The following is a 15,642-nucleotide window of genomic DNA, read 5'->3' on the forward strand; positions in this document are numbered from 1 at the left end:
CTACCAAACAAGTGCTTGGTTTGGTAGGTTGTCCGGCATGGACCTGACCTACTCCGCCGAGGACGAGGCGTTCCGTGCCGAGGTGCGCGAGTGGCTGGCCGACCATCTGGCCGGCGAGTGGGCGGCGCTGCGTGGCACCGGGGGCAACGGGCGCGACCACGAGTCGTACGAGGGTCGGCTGGAGTGGAACCGCTACCTGGCGTCACACGGCTGGACGTGTCTGGGCTGGCCCGAGGAGCACGGCGGGCGCGGCCTGCCCCTGTGGCAGCAGGTGATCTTCCACGAGGAGTACGCCCGGGCGGATGCCCCGACCCGCGTGAACCATCTCGGCGAGGAGCTGCTCGGGCCGACGCTGATCGCGCACGGCACCGCGGCCCAGCAGGAGCGGTTCCTGCCCAAGATCGTCGCCGTCGAGGAGCTGTGGTGCCAGGGCTACTCCGAGCCCGGTGCCGGCTCCGACCTGGCCGGTGTACGCACCCGCGCGCGGCTGGACGGCGACCGGTGGGTCGTCGACGGGCAGAAGGTCTGGACGTCGAACGCCCATCTGTCCGACTGGTGCTTCGTCGTGTGCCGCACGACGCCGGGCTCCGAGCGCCACCACGGGCTGTCCTACCTGCTGGTGCCGATGGCGCAGGACGGCGTCGACGTACGCCCGATCGAGCAGCTCACCGGCACCTCCGAGTTCAACGAGGTCTTCTTCGACGGCGCCGTCACCGCAGCCGACATGGTCGTGGGTGAGCCCGGCGACGGCTGGAAGGTCGCGATGGCGACCCTGGGGTTCGAGCGCGGGGTCTCCACCATCGGCCAGCAGGTCGGCTTCGCGCGCGAGCTGGAGACGGTGGAGGAGGCCGCGCGCGCCAACGGCACCATCGACGACCCCGCCATCTCGTCCAGACTCGCCCAGGCCCATGTCGGGCTGGAGGTGCTCCGGCTGCACGCGCTGCGGACACTCTCTGCGTACGACTCCGGCTCCTCGGGCCCCGAGGCGAGCGTCTCCAAGCTGCTCTGGGCCCGGTGGCACCGCGACCTCGGCGAGCTGGCGATGGACGTCCTCGGCCCCGCCGGGCTGACCACCGGAGAGGACTACGCGCTCGACCGGCTGCAGTCCCTCTACCTCTTCTCCCGCGCCGACACGATCTACGGCGGCTCGGACGAGATCCAGCGGAACATCATCGCCGAGCGCGTCCTCGGCCTGCCACGAGAGGTCCGTGCATGAAGCCGGAACAGCCCACCCCCGCGTACGTCCCCGGCCACTCGCTCCTCGAGGGGCGGGTCGTCGTCGTGACCGCCGCCGCCGGTGCGGGGATCGGGGCGGCGGTCGTGCGGAAGGTGCTCGAGGAGGGTGCGAAGGCGGTCGTCATGTCCGACACCCACGAGCGGCGGCTCAAGGAGTCCGTCGATGCGCTCGGGGAGGAGTTCGGTGCAGACCGGGTCGCCGCCGTGACCTGCGATGTCACCCAGGAGGACCAGGTCCAGGCGCTGCTCGACGCGGCCGAGCCGTTCGGCGGCGTCGACGTGATGATCAACAACGCCGGCCTCGGCGGCACCGCGTCGGTGCTGGAGATGACCGACGAGCAGTGGTCGAAGGTCCTCGACATCACCCTGACCGGGACGTTCCGGTGCATCCGGGCGGTCGGACAGCGGTTCGTGGCCGCCGGGAAGCGTGGCGTGATCGTCAACAACGCCTCCGTGATCGGCTGGCGTGCGCAGGAGGGGCAGGCGCACTACGCCGCGGCCAAGGCCGGGGTGATGGCGCTGACCCGCTCGGCCGCCGCCGACCTCGCGCCGCACGGGATCCGGGTCAACGCGGTCTCGCCTTCGTTGGCGATGCACCCGTTCCTGGAGAAGGTCACCTCGCCCGAGCTGCTCGTCGAGCTCAAGGGCCGCGAGGCCTTCGGCCGCGCCGCCGAGCCGTGGGAGGTCGCCAACGTCATGGTCTTCCTGGCCAGCGACTACTCGTCCTACATGACCGGCGAGGTCGTATCCGTCTCCAGCCAGCACGCCTGATCGAGAGGATCACCGATGCCTGAGGCATTCATCATCGACGCGGTTCGTACGCCTGTGGGGAAGCGAGGCGGGGCGCTGGCGGGGATTCATCCGGCCGATCTCGGCGCCCACTCGCTGGCCGCGCTCGTGGACCGCACCGGGATCGACCCGGGGGCCGTCGACGACGTGATCATGGGCTGCTGCGACACCATCGGCGGACAGGCAGGAGACGTCGCGCGGACGGCGTGGCTGGTGGCCGGGCTGCCCGACCACGTACCCGGCGTGACCATCGACCGGCAGTGCGGCTCCTCGCAGCAGGCGGTGCACTTCGCGGCGCAAGGGGTGATGTCGGGGACGCAGGACCTCGTCGTCGCCGGTGGGCTGCAGAACATGTCCGCGATCCCGATCTCGGCGGCGATGCTGGTGGGACAGCAATACGGGTTCACCACGCCGTTCGCCGAGTCGCCCGGCTGGGTGAAGCGCTACGGCGACCAGGAGGTCTCCCAGTTCCGCTCCGCCGAGATGATCGCGGAGAAGTGGGACATCTCCCGTGAGGACATGGAGGCCTATGCGCTGGCCTCCCACCAGCGCGCCAAGACCGCGATCGCCGAGGGGCGGTTCGACCGGGAGATCGTGCCGGTCGGTGATTTCGCCGTCGACCAGTGCCCGCGCGAGACATCGCTGGAGAAAATGGCCGCGCTGGAGCCGCTCGCTCCCGGCGGACGGATCACCGCGGCCGTCGCCTCGCAGATCTGCGACGCGTCCTCGGCGCTGCTGGTGGCCTCGGCGGCGGCCGTACGCACCTTCGGCCTCACCCCGCGAGCTCGGATCCACCACCTCTCGGTCCGCGGTGACGACCCCGTCTGGATGCTCACCGGCCCGATCGAGGCGACTCGTCATGCCCTGGTCAAGACCGGCCTGACGGTCGACGACATCGACCTGTTCGAGTGCAACGAGGCCTTCGCCTCCGTCGTGCTGGCGTGGATGAAGGAGCTCGACGTCCCGCATTCGAAGGTGAATGTGAACGGCGGCGGCATCGCCCTCGGCCACCCCATCGGCGCCACCGGAACCCGGCTGATGACCACCCTCCTCAACGAGCTCGAGCGCACCGGCGGCCGCTACGGTCTCCAGACCATGTGCGAGGGCGGCGGTCAGGCGAACGTCACCATCATCGAGCGGCTCTGAAGGTTGGCCTGACCGACCGGGTCAGGCGGGCTGCAACCTGAGCGTGCGGCGCTCGGCGGCGGGGGAGCCGGGGGTGGGGAACCAGCGGTGGATGACCGCGGCCTGACCGGCGGTCCACAGGCCGCTGACGACCCAGTAGACGAGCAGGGCGAGGGGGACGGTGCTGCCGGCGAGGAGCATGCCGCCGGCGGAGATGACGGGCATGAGTTCCTGGATCCGCAGCATCGACTCGGGCATGTCGGCGCGGACCATGTTGGGCAGCACCCACAGCCGCTGGCTGAGGTAGCTGACCGCGGCGGCGGTGGCGGCGAGCCCGAGGGTGATCACCAGGTGGGTGGTGTCGCCGGACAGATAGCCGTGGCCGGTCAGCGGCGTGCCGAGGAAGGTCGCGGCGCCGAGTGAGTCGACCAGCGAGTCGTTCATCGCGCCAACCGGGTTGCTCCGGCTGACGTCGGAGAGCAGGTGGTAGAGCGCCAGGAAGATCGGCAGCTGGGCGAAGGCGGCGAGGATGGCGAAGCGGGGTACGCCGTGCTCCTCGTTGATCTTCCGCCGCTCCTCCATCATCGCCATCATGTCGGCCTGGCTGGCGCTGCCCTTCGCGGTCTTCTTCTGATACTTCTTCGTCAGTGCCTGGAGCTGTGGGCGGGCCCGGGCGGAGGCGTGAGCGTGGCGTACGCCGCGGATCGCGAGCGGCAGGAGGACGAGCCTGACCAGCACGACGACGGCGGCGATGGCCAGCAGCCAGCTGACGTTGGGGCCGACGGAGGCCAGGACGTGGTGGGCGCCGGCGAGGACGGCGGCGAGGGCGTGCGACAGCGGGGCGAGAACGGACATGGGTGTGCTCCTGAGGGTGAGTGGGTAGGCCTGACGGGCTCGCCGGTGGGCGAGGGGTCAGACCTGCTCAGGAGCGCGCGGGCGCCGCGGGGAGCAGACCGGGTCGGTGACCCGGGCAGCGAGATGGTGCGGTCCGTCGGATACGTCCGGAGGGACCGTCGAACGGGCCCTGACCAAGGCGAACGCGCTGACGCCGTGGAGCGATCCGACCGCGACGGCCGCGAGCGCGGTCGAGACGGCGATGGTGAGCAGCGCCTGCTCGGGGTCGACGCTCATCAGCGCCGGGAGCATCAGCGTGAAAAGTGCGACGAGCGCGATGCGTACGCGGCTCGTCTCGGTGTTCACGCAGGTCAGTCTAGCGATCGTGGTCAACCGGGTCGTCAGGTCAGGTCGCGCCGCATCAGCACGCGCGGGTGACCGGCCAGGACGGAGGTCGTGTCGGCGGCCCAGGTGAAGCCTGCCGCCTCGAAGTTCTTGCGGATCCCGGCGTACGCCATCGTCAGGTCGACCTTCGCGCCCTTGTTGTCGAGCGGGTAGGCCTCGACGGCCGGCGCGCCGCGGTCGCGCGCGAACTCGACCGCGCCCTCGATGAGCGCGTGGGAGATGCCCTGGCCGCGATGGCCCGGCCGGACCCGGATGCACCACACCGACCACACCGGCAGGTCGTCGACGTGGGGGATCTTCCGGTTGCGGGCGAAGGTGGTGTCCGCGCGTGGGGCGACGGCGGCCCAGCCGACCGGCTCGTCGCCCTCGTAGGCGAGCACGCCCAACGGGCCGTCGGCCAGCAGGCTGCGCACGAACTCCCCGCGCTCCTGGCCGCGCATCTTGTTGTTGATCGTCGAGGGGATCCGGTAGCTCAGGCACCAGCACACGCTGGCGTCGGCACGTTTGGGGCCGACCAGCGTGCGTACGTCCTCGAACACCTCTGCCGGGCGAACCTCGATCACCATGGGTCCAAGACTGCTGCTCAGGCGCGGACCGCGTCCACATGTTTGATGCGATCGACGGCGCCGGCGATGATCCGGTCGACGAGCTCCTCGCAGGTGGGGAGGTCGTCGAGGAGGCCGACGACCTGGCCGCTGGAGAGCATCCCGGCATTCGTGTCGCCCTCGACGAGCCCGGCACGGAGGAGCATCGGGGTGTTGGCGGCCAGGACGACCTCGGCCCAGGTGCGGTCGCCCCCGTGGACCATGCTTCGGCCGTCCTTGATCAGCGTCCGCCAGGGCAGGCCGGACATCTCCTTGAACTGCCTGGTTCGCTTGAGCGTGCGCAGCAGCTTGGCGGTGATGCCCTCCTTCTCGAGGGTGTCGATGAACTCCGTGCGTAGCAGTCGGTGCGGCATGCCGTCGGCCTTCGTGGTGACGACGGTGCCGTCGAGGCCGAAGGTCAGGTAGCGCTTCCGTACGTCCTCGGGGACCGCGGAGTCTGCGGTGAGCAGGAACCGCGTGCCCATGCCGATGCCGGCCGCGCCGTAGGCCATCGCCGCGGCGAGGCCGCGGCCGTCGAAGAAGCCGCCCGCGGCGACGACGGGGATGTCGACGGCGTCGAGGACGCTCGGCAGGAGCAGGGTCGTCGGGACCGCGCCGGTGTGGCCGCCGCCCTCACCGCCCTGGATCATCACCATGTCGGCACCCCAGCTCGCCACCTTCTTGGCGTGCTTGGCCGCCCCGATCGACGGCATCACGACGATGTCGTGCTCCTTGAGCCTGCTGATGAGTTCGGGCTTGGGGGCGAGGGCGAAGCTCGCGACCTTCACGCCGTGGTCGATGAGCAGCTGGCAGCGGTCGGGGGCGTCGGAGGCGTCGGCGCGCAGGTTGACGCCGAACGGCTTCTCGGTGCGCCCCTTGACCTCGACGATCGCCTTCTCGAGCTCGTCGAGGGTCATCGTGGCCGAGGCGAGGATGCCGAGGGCGCCCGCGTTGGCGGTCGCCGAGACCAGACGCGGGCCGGCGACCCAGCCCATCCCGGTCTGCACGATCGGGTGGTCGACGCCGGCCAGCTCGGTCAGCGGCGTACGGAACGTCTGTGCGGTGCTCATCGGCCGTCCTTCACGAAGGCGTCGCGGCGCTCGTCGGCGACGCCGGCGAGGTTGAGCTCGAAGGTGAAGCCCTGCTCGAAGCGGTAGGAGGCGTTCACGTCGACCGGGTCGATGCCGTTGAGGGCGGCCTTGGCGGCGCGGATGACCTGCGGATCCTTGGCAGCGATCTGCCGGGCGACCTCGAGAGCGGTCTCGTCGAGGTCCTCGCGGGGGACGACCTGATGGACCGAGCCGAGCTCGTGGAGGCGCTGGGCGGTGATGGTCTGGGCGGTGAAGTAGAGGGTACGCAGCATGTGCTGGGGCACCAGCCGACTCAGGTGGGTGGCGGCTCCGAGGGCGCCGCGATCGACCTCGGGTACGCCGAAGAAGGCGTCGTCGCTGGCCACGATCGTGTCCGCGTTGCCGACCAGCCCGACCCCTCCGCCGAGGCAGAAGCCGTTGACCGCGGCGATGACCGGGACCGGGCACTCGTAGATCGCCTTGAAGGCGGCGTAGCAGCCGCGGTTGGCGCCGAGGATGCCCTCGAACCCCTCGATCTGCTGCATCTCCTTGATGTCGACGCCCGCGTTGAAGCCCTTGCCCTCGGCACGCAGGATCACCACCCGGGCGCCGTTCTCGGCGGCGGTCGTGACCGCGTCGGCAACCTCGAACCAGCCCTTCACCGGCAGCGCGTTCACCGGCGGGTGGTTCATCGTGACGACGGCGATCTGCTCGTCGGTGATCTCGGTGGAGATGCCCATGGCGTCCGTCCTTGAATGTGCACTGCCTAACCTAGCGATTGCTTGGTAGCCTAGCAGTTGCTTGGTTCAAGCTGGCAAGGACGACGTACGCATCGACGCAGGGAGCACTCAATGACCGGACTGTTGGACGGCCGGATCGCGATCGTCACCGGAGCGGGGCGGGGGATCGGCCGGGCGCATGCGCTCGAGCTCGCCCGCCATGGCGCGAAGGTGGTCGTCAACGACTTCGGGGTCTCGCTGGCGGGTGAGGGCACCGGTGAGTCGCCCGCCGACAAGGTCGTCGCCGAGATCGTCGCCGCAGGCGGGGAGGCGGTTGCCAATCCCGCCGACGTCGCCGACTTCGCGGCGGCGGAGGCCCTGGTGCGGCAGGCGGTCGAGACGTACGGAGGGCTGGACATCCTCGTCAACAACGCCGGCTTCGTGCGCGACCGGATGCTCGTCAACACCTCCGAGGAGGAGTGGGACGCGGTCATCCGGGTCCACCTCAAGGGCCACTTCGCCACGCTGCGGCACGCGGGTGCGTACTGGCGGACGGAGTCGAAGGCCGGTCGTCAGCGGGAGGCCCGGATCGTCAACACCTCCTCCGGCGCGGGCCTGCAGGGCTCGATCGGGCAGGGGACCTACTCGGCCGCCAAGGCGGGGATCGCGGGCCTGACCCTCGTCGCTGCCGCCGAGATGGCTCGCTACGGCGTCACCGTCAACGCCATCGCCCCGGTCGCGAAGACCCGGATGACCGAGGGCGCCTTCGACACCTCCGCGATGGCGCTCCCCGAGGACAACTCACCGATCGTCGCCTGGCTCGCCTCCGAGGACGCCCGCGACATCACCGGCCGGGTCATCGAGATCGACGGTCCGCGGATCACCGTCGAGAACGGGTGGGCCCACGGTCCTTCCGCCGACGCCGGCGCCCGCTGGGAGGCCGCCGACGTCGGGCCGGCGCTGCGTAAGCTGCTCGCGCAGGCGCCGGAGCCGGAGCCGGTCTATGGGAGCTAGTCACACCAGCCCCACGAGTACCCGGTTGACAGGGTATTCCTGCACTTCTCAGGCAATGCAACGCCAGAGAAGTGCAGGTTTCACCGGTTGACCGGGTACCCCAACGCCTCAGCCGAGCTCCCCACACACAGTCGCCGCGATGTCCGCGAGGGGGACGTCGAGCGGCTCGGCGGTGGGGTCGTCGGAGCGGGTGAGGGCGGCGATGACGATCGGGGCACCGTCGGGGGTCCAGGTGACACCGACGTCGTTGCGGGAGGCGTAGTCGCCGCCGCCGGTCTTGTCGGCGAGGCGCCAGCCGGCCGGGACCCCGGCACCGAACCGCGTGACGGTCGACTGGTTGGCCAGCATCCAGGTCATCAGCTGGTCCCGGTCGCCACGGTCGAGGGCGTCGCCGAGCACGAGTCTCGTGTACGTCTTCGCGATGGCTCGCGGCGACGTGGTGTCGCGCGGGTCGCCCGGGATCGCGCTGTTGAGGTCGGGCTCCCAGCGGTCGAGCCGGCTGATGGTGTCGCCGAGGGACCGTGCGAACGAGGTCACCCCGGCCGGGCCGCCGATGAGCTGGAGCAGCTCGTTGGCCGCGGTGTTGTCGGACCGCGTCATGGTCGCCTCGGCCAGCTGCGCGACGGTCAGGCCGTTACGGACCGTGAGCGAGGTGATCGGCGAGTTGACCACGACATCGGTCGCCTCCCAGGTCAGGCGCTGCTGCAGCGTACGCGCGGGCAGGTAGTGCAGGATCGCGGCCACGAGCAGGGTCTTGAACGTCGACAGCATCGGGAAGCGCTCGTCGGCACGGTGCTCGATGACGCGTCCGGTCCGCAGGTTCTTCGCCCAGACGCCGAGGTGACGCTGATGCTTCTGCTCGAGAGCGGCGATCGATGGGCTGTCGGCGGCGTACGCGACGGAGCTGCCGACACCGGTCGCGGCGACGGCGGCGGCTGTGGCGGCTCCGCCCAGAAGGGTGCGGCGGCTGAGGATCGGGTGAGTCATGCGGGCATCGTGACCCCGCTGCCGCGACGGCGTCCAAGGACGATCACGCATGGACGTATGCATCGCCGACATGGGACGAGGTGGAGGCGATCAGCCATCCTGTACGCGTGGACCTACTGCTTCACCTTCGCGGCTTCACCGCGGTCGCCGACGAGATGAGCGTCTCCGAGGCGGCCCTGGAGCTGGGTGTCGACCAGCCGCTCCTCAGCCGTCGGTTGCGTGCCCTCGAGCGGGAGCTCGGCGTGGAGCTGCTCGACCGCAGCCGGCGCCAGATCGCGCTCACCCCGGCCGGTGCGGCGCTGCTGCCGCGGGCCCGGCACCTGGTCGACCAGGCCGACCATCTGCTGCGGAGCATCCGCCGCCAGGATCGGGAGCCCTTCGTGGTCGCCGTGCCGTCCGGCTGCGACCCGGCGCCGCTGGCCCGGTTGGTCGCGCTGCTGGAGGAGGAAGGCGTCGACGTACGCCTCGCGTTCTCGACCGACGAGACGCCCGAGTCGGCGGCCTGGACGGTCGAGGCGTGCGACCCCGACGCGGCCACCTGGGCCACCCCGCTGGGTGCGGCCACCGCGCCGGGGACCACGCTGAGCCCGGTGTCGTTGGGTGCGCTCCGGCCCCGCCGCGGCGGAAAACGTACGCAGGTGCTGGCCCTCCCGCGAGACCTGGACGAACCCGACGGGCGCCTGCGGCAGCAGGCAGACCGGGCGGGCATCGGACCGGCCACCCTGCGCCGCGCGCCGCACCCGCTCGCGGTGGCCGAGACCCTTGCGGGACGCGGCACTCTGATCTGCGCGCGGCACGAGGCGGTGACGTACGGGCTGAGCTGGTCGCCCTTCGCCCACCCGGTACGCCGCGGCCATCGGCTGGTCGAGCAGCCGCCGGTGCCGGGACCGCTGGCCGCCGGCCCGGTCCGGGACCGGGCGCTCGCGCTGCTCGGCGCGAGCATCGGAGCGTCCGAAGCAGGTGCCGAGTGAGCCCGCTGGTCGGCAGCGACCGAGGTCTGATCGATCTGGCCGAGATCGCCGCCGAGCGCTTCCGGGACCTCCGGGTCCGGGCCGCCTTCCTGGCCCGTGACATCGACACCGGCCTCGAGGTCGGGATCGGCGTCGACCGGCCGATGCCGCTGGCGTCGGTGGCCAAGGTGCCGCTGGCCCTGGTCGTGGCCGACCGGATCGCCCGCGGTGAGATCGACGGCGCCACGATGGTGACGCTGGCCGCGGCGGAGCGGAGCTACGGTCCGTACGGCATCTCCGCCTTCACCCACGACGCGACCTGCTCCGTCGCCGACCTGATGCTGATGATGCTCGGCCTCAGCGACAACGCCGCCGCCGATGCTCTCTTCGATCTCGTCACGCCGAGCGACGTCGACGAGCAGCTCGCCGAATGGGGCGTCGAGGGGCTGCGCGTGCGGCACCGGATGCAGCCGATGTACGACTACGCCACCCGGGTCGCCGGCCCCGACTTCGCCCTCGCCACCCAGCTCGCGGTCGAGGGGCGGCGGCCGGGTGGGCGGCACGTCATCGACTCGCTCGACGTCGAGCGCGCCACGATCGGCTCGCCGCGCGCCTGCGTCGACCTGCTCGAGCGCGTCTGGCGGGACGAGATCGCCAAGCCCGAGGCGACCGAGATGGTGCGACGCCTGATGGGCAAGCAGGTCTTCACCCACCGGATCGCCGCGGACCTGCTCGCCGACGACATCCAGCTCGCCGGCAAGACCGGCGGATTCCTCACCCTGCGACACGAGATCGCTGTCGTCACCCACCCCGGCGGCCGCGTCGCCATCGCCGTACTCACCGACTCCGACCGCACCGCCCGGATCCAGAACGACGTCGACCTCGCCATCGCCGCCACCGCCCGCGACGCCGTCGACGCCCTCGCCTCCCGCCGAGCCTGACCGCGGAGGCGTCAGGTACGTCGGCCGAGACGTCACTCCCGTCGGCCGAGATGGCATCCCTGTGCCACCTCGATCGACGGGAGTGACGCTTCGGCCGATCGGGCTGACGCTTCGGCAAATAACCAGATGGCAGCCACCCCCTCGCGGTGGTCCAATTGGCCGGTGCCCGCCCTGCCCGGTTTCCTCAACAACCTGATCCCGCCGACGCCGTTGTCGAAGCGTCTGGCGACGCAGTCGCTGCTCTTCGCAGCGGGGGACGGGACGTTCAACACCGCGGCCGCGTTCTACCTGGTCGCCTTCGTGGGCCTGAGCCCGGCGCAGATCGGTGTGGGCCTGACGGTTGCCGGGATCGCGAGCTTCCTCACCGCCTACCCGATGGGCCGGCTGGCCGACGTCATCGGTCCGAAGCGGATCTGGGCGATCAGCGCCCTGATCAGCGCGTTGATGTTCGCGACGATGCCGTTCATCCACGGCTTCTGGGCCTACCTCGCCGTCATCGTCGTCTTCGAGGTGGTCAACAACGCGGGCGGCGCCGGCCGGAACGCGTACGTCCTCGACGTCCTCCCCGACAAGGAGCGGGTCGAGACGCAGGCGTTCATGTACTCGAGCCTCAACCTCGGCTTCACCATCGGTGCCCTGATCGCCGGTGTCGCGCTCGCGCTGGACACCGACACCGTTCTCAAGTGGGGTGTGCCGTTCTTCGCGCTGGTGATCGGGATCGCCAACTCGGTCTGGATCACCCGGCTGCCGAAGGCGCCGCACGAGGAGCGCCGCGCGGCCGGCGAGGTCACCGAGAAGCTGCCCGGCCCGGGCGCGCTTCGCAACGTCGGCTGGCTCCTGGTGACGACCTTCACCGGCACGCTGTGGTCCAACCAGGTGCTGCTGCACACCGTGATCCCGCTGTGGCTGGTCGAATACACCGACTCGCCTCGCTGGCTGCTGGCGTGGCTCTTCGCGACCAACACGGTGCTGTGCATCATCCTCCCGGCCTACACCTCGAAGGGCGTTCACAGCGTCGGCGACGCGTTGCGGCGCGTCTGGTGGAGCAGCGGGTTCTTCGTCGCCGCCTGCGCGATCACGCTGGTCACCCACGACACCCGCGGCATCCTCACCATCTTCCTGGTCTGGGTCGGCCACGTGGCCGTGACCGGCGCCGAGCTGGCCATCGGCTCCGCCGGCTGGGCCTTCCAGGCAGAGCTCATGGACCCGGCCAGACGAGGTGAGTACGAAGGTGTCGCCGGCATCGGTCGCCAGCTCGGCGGCGCCTGGGCCCCGGCCCTGTTCACCTTCCTCGCGATGGGCTGGCACCCCGAGTTCTACAGCGGTGCCGGCTGGATCGTGATCGGTGCGATCATCGTCGCCGCGGCGGCCGCGATGGGTCCGTCGACCCGGATGGCCGTACGTTTCAAGGAGACTCACTTCCCGCGCGAGAACGAGCCGGAGCCGGCCGCCGCCTAGCTCGACCCGGGGGATCGGCGCAGGACCCCGGCGATCCGGTCGCCGAGGTAGGGCGCCAGCGTCTCGGCGTAGAGCGGCGAGATGTGGAAGCCGTCGAGGTAGACCTCCAGGTTCCCGACGACGGGCGAGCACCGCCTCTTCGCGCAGAAGTAGGAGGTCAGGTCGACGTGATGGGCGTTCGTCGCGAGCCGGGTGGCGCCCAGGCTCCCGTCGTCGCGTACGACCCTGCTGCGCCTCCGCGAGCACTCGGTCGAGGCCGCCAGCCCGTGGTCGTCGATGCACGGCTGGACCACGCGTGCGAAGAGTGCGCTGCTGCCCTCGAAGATGGGTGAGTCCTGCACCGCGATCACCGGCACCGACGGGTCCGGTCTCGTCGCCCAGGCCTCCGCCATCCCACGGCTGAGCGCTTCGACCTCGCTCTCGCCGGGAGAGGCCTCCACGCTCACCAGACTGGAGTGGACCACGACGTAGGCATCGATCCCCCTCTCCGAGGCGACGTACGCCGCCAGCTTCCGCTTCCACCGGTCGCACAGCTCGACGCTCGCCTCGGGCGTGCCGACGCGGTCCCGGGCGTTCCAGTGGCAGCCGGCCCGCCCGGCCACGTCGATGCGCCAGCCGCGGCTCTCGGCGATGGCGCGATAGGCGGGCACGAACTGGTGGTTGTGGGAGTCGCCGATCGCGAGCAGCCGCCGCGTGTAGCCGGTCCTCGGGCCGAGCGTGCACACCCTCAGTGCGACCGGCCGCTCCTTGTTGGACCAGCACGCCGACCCGTCCGGAGCCTGGTAGCCCAGGCTCGCGTCGATCAGCGTCGAGGGGCGCCGGCAGTCGGTGAGCGCCGGGTCGAGCGCGGCGGCGCCGATGCAGCCCGCGTAGCGTTCGGCGGCCTCGACCGCGGCCGCCTTCCGGGCGGCGTCCTGCCGCTCCACCTCACCGGTGACCACCAGCGTGCCGCCCACCACCAGCGCAAGCACCGCGGGAACCGTCACGAGCCGCACCACGCCGGTGAACGGCGCCCCGATCCGGGTGACCGGCCGCTCGACGTACCGATGGGTGAGCCAGGCCAGCGCCGTCGACCCGGACAGGACCACGGCCGCGGCGACCAGGCTCGTACGGGTCGCGTACGTCCAGCTCAGCCACGCCACCAGCAGCGGCCAGTGCCACAGGTAGAGCGGGAAGGAGATGTCGGCGACGAACCGCAGCGGCCTGACAGCGAGGAGATGCTGCGGGCCCCAGCGGGCAGAAGACCCGGAGCCGATCACGACCAGCAGCGCCCCGCCGACCGGCCACAGCGCCCACGGGCCGGGGAAGAGCGCGGCCCCGTCGAGCACGAACCCCGAGCTCGCGACGAGCGCCAGCCCGAGCCAGGCGAGCACCGGCCGCGCCCCACCCGGCGGGCGGAGCCGGTCGAGCCCGAGCGCCAGCAGCGCGCCCGCGCCGAGTTCCCAGAAGCGCGCCCAGGAGTGGAAGTACGCCACCTGCTGGTCGGCCGCCCCGAGCCGCCATGCGAAGACGAACGACGCGATCGTCGCCACCGCCACCACGACGGTCATCACGAGCCGGAGCCGGTGCCGCGCCAACCATCCGAGGCCGACCACGACCAGCGGCCAGGCCAGCAGGAACTGCCCCTGTACCGCCAGCGACCAGAAGTGCTGCAGCGGGCTCGCGCTCGGCCCGGCGGCTCCGTAGGCGAGCTGGGAGCGGATCATCTCCCAGTTCAGGACGTACGCAGCCGAAGCAGCGATCTCCCGCAAGGTCGAGCTCCACATCGACCGGGGCATGACCGCCACCATCAGCACCGCCGTCCCGGCGAGGACGACCAGCATCGGAGCCGAGAGCCGCAGGAACGTACGTCCGTAGTGGTCGGCAAGGTGGAGCTCCGACGAGGTGACCCGCCGGACCAGCGACCGGGTGACGAGGAACCCGGTCAGCGCCAGGAAGACGTCGACACCGCCGGAGACGCGGCCGTTGCCGAAGAGGTGGAAGACCACCACGAGCGCCAGCGCCAGCCCCCGCAGCCCGTGGATCTCGGCGATGCGCTGAGACGACGGCGGCTGCGGCATCGGGTCACGGTAAGGGTGGCCGGTGACCCGGGGGAGAAGGCCAGGTTAAGAGCCGAGGACCTGCTCCAGATAGGGGTTGCCGAAGGCGCGGGACGGGTCGAGCTTGTCGCGCAGCGCGACGAAGTCACCGAACCGCGGATAGCGCTCGGCCAGGTCGGCGGCGGAGAGCGTGTGCATCTTGCCCCAGTGCGGGCGGCCACCGGCCTCGCCGGCGATCCGTTCGAAGGCCGCGAAGTACTCCGCCCGCCACGGCGAGGCCGGGGCGGTGTGGATGGCGATGTAGACGTTCTCGCGTTCGAACCCGGTGGACAGCGGGATGTCGTCGGCGCCGGCGACCCGGACCTCGACCGGGAAGGAGATGTGCCACGAGGACGCCTCGACGGCCTGCCGCAGCGAGGCGAGGACCTGCATTCCGGCGGCCCGCGGGACGGCGTACTCGCTCTCCACGAACCGCACCTTCCGCTCCGAGGTGAAGACCCGGTAGGAGATGTCGGTGAACTCGCGCGGCGAGAGGGCCGAGGCGGCGAAGCGCGCCAGCGGCTTGACCAGGCCGGGGACACGGAGACCGAGGCCGACGGTCGCGCCGAACGCGGTGTTGGAGAGCAGCTCGTCGTCGAACCACCCCCGGACCGGGCCCACCGGGGCCAGCGGCGTCTCCGGCAGCGGCAGCCGGGTGTTGTGCTTGGTCAGCACCCGGGTGGTGTGCGGGAACCAGTAGAACTCGAAGTGGTCGGTCCCCGAGGAGTGCTCCTCGAAGCCGCTCATCACGTCGGCGAGCTCGCCGTTGCCCTCACGCGCGCTGAGCGCGAACAGCGGCTCGGTCTGCAGCGTGACCTCCACGATGATCCCGAGCGCACCCAGCCCCACCCGGGCGAGGTCGAAGACCTCGGGATTCTCCGTCGCCGAGCACGAGAGGACGGAGCCGTCGGCGAGGAGCAGCCGGAGGCCGCGTACCTGCGTCGCCAGGCCGCCGAAGCGGGCCCCGGTGCCGTGGGTGCCGGTCGAGATCGCCCCCGAGATCGACTGCTCCTCGATGTCGCCGAGGTTGGTCATCGAGAGCCCGAGCGCCTCGAGCGCACGGTTGAGCACCTTGAGGCGGGTGCCGCCACGGACCGTCACGAGCCCCGTGGTCGAGTCGGCTCGTACGATCCCAGAGATCCGGTCGAGGCTGACCTGGACGTCCACCGGCGAGCCGATGGCGGTGAAGGAGTGTCCCGCACCGATCGGCTTGACCTTCCGGCCGGCCTCGGTCGCGGCCACCACGACCGCCGCGAGCTCCGCCTCGTCGCGAGGCGCGATGACCTCGACCGATCCCGCGTGCTGGTTGCCCGCCCAGTTCTGCCATTCGCTCACGCGGGCAAGGGTGTCGGGTCGGAGGCGTGCGGTCAACGACTTCGCTCAGATCCGTCCAGCCCGTACCGCGGCACAGTTCGTCATCTGCCGTTGACGCGGGCGCCGCACGGGGCATAG

15 protein-coding genes are annotated in these 15,642 nt (G+C 71.0%); 7 read left to right on the plus strand and 8 right to left on the minus strand.

Annotated features, from left to right (window positions below):
• Positions 1-37 precede the first annotated feature (37 nt).
• Genes OG984_RS21775 through OG984_RS21785 form a run of 3 tightly spaced genes read left to right on the plus strand, consistent with a single transcriptional unit; the run spans position 38 to position 3,171 of the window.
• Positions 38-1,216, plus strand: coding sequence for an acyl-CoA dehydrogenase family protein (locus tag OG984_RS21775; protein WP_328528269.1), 1,179 nt, complete (start codon positions 38-40; stop codon positions 1,214-1,216).
• Complete coding sequence (locus OG984_RS21780) at positions 1,213-2,007, plus strand: SDR family oxidoreductase (protein ID WP_328528270.1); 795 nt, start codon at positions 1,213-1,215, stop codon at positions 2,005-2,007. Before OG984_RS21775 ends, OG984_RS21780 begins: the two co-directional genes overlap by 4 nt.
• Positions 2,008-2,022: 15 nt before the next feature.
• Positions 2,023-3,171 (plus strand): acetyl-CoA C-acetyltransferase, encoded by a 1,149-nt coding sequence (locus OG984_RS21785; RefSeq protein ID WP_328528271.1) that lies wholly within the window; start codon positions 2,023-2,025, stop codon positions 3,169-3,171.
• A 21-nt stretch (positions 3,172-3,192) separates the two neighbouring features.
• Here OG984_RS21785 and yidC read toward each other — a convergent pair whose 3' ends face one another.
• Genes yidC through OG984_RS21810 form a run of 5 tightly spaced genes read right to left on the minus strand, consistent with a single transcriptional unit; the run spans position 3,193 to position 6,783 of the window.
• Positions 3,193-4,005, minus strand: a complete 813-nt coding sequence (yidC, locus tag OG984_RS21790; protein ID WP_328528272.1) for a membrane protein insertase YidC — start codon at positions 4,003-4,005, stop codon at positions 3,193-3,195.
• Between the two features lie 57 nt (positions 4,006-4,062).
• Complete coding sequence (locus OG984_RS21795; protein WP_328528273.1) at positions 4,063-4,350, minus strand: hypothetical protein; 288 nt, start codon at positions 4,348-4,350, stop codon at positions 4,063-4,065.
• Between the two features lie 35 nt (positions 4,351-4,385).
• Positions 4,386-4,955 (minus strand): GNAT family N-acetyltransferase, encoded by a 570-nt coding sequence (locus tag OG984_RS21800; RefSeq protein ID WP_328528274.1) that lies wholly within the window; start codon positions 4,953-4,955, stop codon positions 4,386-4,388.
• A 17-nt stretch (positions 4,956-4,972) separates the two neighbouring features.
• The gene (locus tag OG984_RS21805; protein ID WP_328528275.1) at positions 4,973-6,043 is read right to left on the minus strand and encodes an NAD(P)H-dependent flavin oxidoreductase; all 1,071 of its coding nucleotides are present in this window, start codon (positions 6,041-6,043) and stop codon (positions 4,973-4,975) included.
• The gene (locus OG984_RS21810; RefSeq protein ID WP_328528276.1) at positions 6,040-6,783 is read right to left on the minus strand and encodes an enoyl-CoA hydratase family protein; all 744 of its coding nucleotides are present in this window, start codon (positions 6,781-6,783) and stop codon (positions 6,040-6,042) included. The genes OG984_RS21805 and OG984_RS21810 overlap by 4 nt, the downstream gene beginning before the upstream one ends.
• 111 nt (positions 6,784-6,894) lie before the next feature.
• Here OG984_RS21810 and OG984_RS21815 point away from each other — a divergent pair, with 111 nt between their 5' ends.
• Complete coding sequence (locus tag OG984_RS21815) at positions 6,895-7,776, plus strand: SDR family oxidoreductase (RefSeq protein ID WP_328528277.1); 882 nt, start codon at positions 6,895-6,897, stop codon at positions 7,774-7,776.
• A 108-nt stretch (positions 7,777-7,884) separates the two neighbouring features.
• On the opposite strand, the gene bla is transcribed toward OG984_RS21815, so the two are convergent.
• The gene (gene bla / locus OG984_RS21820) at positions 7,885-8,763 is read right to left on the minus strand and encodes a class A beta-lactamase (RefSeq protein ID WP_328528278.1); all 879 of its coding nucleotides are present in this window, start codon (positions 8,761-8,763) and stop codon (positions 7,885-7,887) included.
• A 107-nt stretch (positions 8,764-8,870) separates the two neighbouring features.
• On the opposite strand from bla, the gene OG984_RS21825 reads away from it, so the two are divergent.
• The 3 genes from OG984_RS21825 (at position 8,871) to OG984_RS21835 (ending at position 12,112) form a co-directional block, all read left to right on the plus strand.
• On the plus strand, positions 8,871-9,734 hold the full coding sequence (locus OG984_RS21825; RefSeq protein WP_442940914.1) for a LysR family transcriptional regulator: 864 nt from the start codon (positions 8,871-8,873) through the stop codon (positions 9,732-9,734).
• A complete protein-coding gene (locus OG984_RS21830; RefSeq protein ID WP_328528280.1) occupies positions 9,731-10,654 on the plus strand; it encodes a serine hydrolase in 924 nt (307 codons plus the stop codon). The genes OG984_RS21825 and OG984_RS21830 overlap by 4 nt, the downstream gene beginning before the upstream one ends.
• A gap of 162 nt (positions 10,655-10,816) precedes the next feature.
• Entirely contained in the window at positions 10,817-12,112 is a 1,296-nt protein-coding gene (locus OG984_RS21835; RefSeq protein ID WP_328528281.1) for an MFS transporter, read from the plus strand.
• Here OG984_RS21835 and OG984_RS21840 read toward each other — a convergent pair.
• Positions 12,109-14,172, minus strand: coding sequence for an acyltransferase family protein (locus tag OG984_RS21840; RefSeq protein ID WP_328528282.1), 2,064 nt, complete (start codon positions 14,170-14,172; stop codon positions 12,109-12,111). The genes OG984_RS21835 and OG984_RS21840 overlap by 4 nt on opposite strands.
• 45 nt (positions 14,173-14,217) lie before the next feature.
• A complete protein-coding gene (locus OG984_RS21845) occupies positions 14,218-15,525 on the minus strand; it encodes a D-arabinono-1,4-lactone oxidase (RefSeq protein ID WP_328528283.1) in 1,308 nt (435 codons plus the stop codon).
• Positions 15,526-15,642: the final 117 nt, after the last annotated feature.

Origin of the sequence: Nocardioides sp. NBC_00368 (assembly GCF_036090055.1) — a bacterium.
Taxonomy (GTDB): Bacteria; Actinomycetota; Actinomycetes; order Propionibacteriales; family Nocardioidaceae; genus Nocardioides.

Bases quoted from the DNA above. Each gene is read 5' to 3' on its own strand.
- yidC (WP_328528272.1), bottom strand. From the start codon at position 4,005: ATGTCCGTTCTCGCCCCGCTGTCGCACGCCCTCGCCGCCGTCCTCGCC.
- OG984_RS21785 (WP_328528271.1), top strand. From the start codon at position 2,023: ATGCCTGAGGCATTCATCATCGACGCGGTTCGTACGCCTGTGGGGAAG.
- OG984_RS21800 (WP_328528274.1), bottom strand. From the start codon at position 4,955: ATGGTGATCGAGGTTCGCCCGGCAGAGGTGTTCGAGGACGTACGCACG.
- OG984_RS21780 (WP_328528270.1), top strand. From the start codon at position 1,213: ATGAAGCCGGAACAGCCCACCCCCGCGTACGTCCCCGGCCACTCGCTC.
- OG984_RS21815 (WP_328528277.1), top strand. From the start codon at position 6,895: ATGACCGGACTGTTGGACGGCCGGATCGCGATCGTCACCGGAGCGGGG.
- OG984_RS21775 (WP_328528269.1), top strand. From the start codon at position 38: ATGGACCTGACCTACTCCGCCGAGGACGAGGCGTTCCGTGCCGAGGTG.
- OG984_RS21810 (WP_328528276.1), bottom strand. From the start codon at position 6,783: ATGGGCATCTCCACCGAGATCACCGACGAGCAGATCGCCGTCGTCACG.
- bla (WP_328528278.1), bottom strand. From the start codon at position 8,763: ATGACTCACCCGATCCTCAGCCGCCGCACCCTTCTGGGCGGAGCCGCC.
- OG984_RS21805 (WP_328528275.1), bottom strand. From the start codon at position 6,043: ATGAGCACCGCACAGACGTTCCGTACGCCGCTGACCGAGCTGGCCGGC.
- OG984_RS21840 (WP_328528282.1), bottom strand. From the start codon at position 14,172: ATGCCGCAGCCGCCGTCGTCTCAGCGCATCGCCGAGATCCACGGGCTG.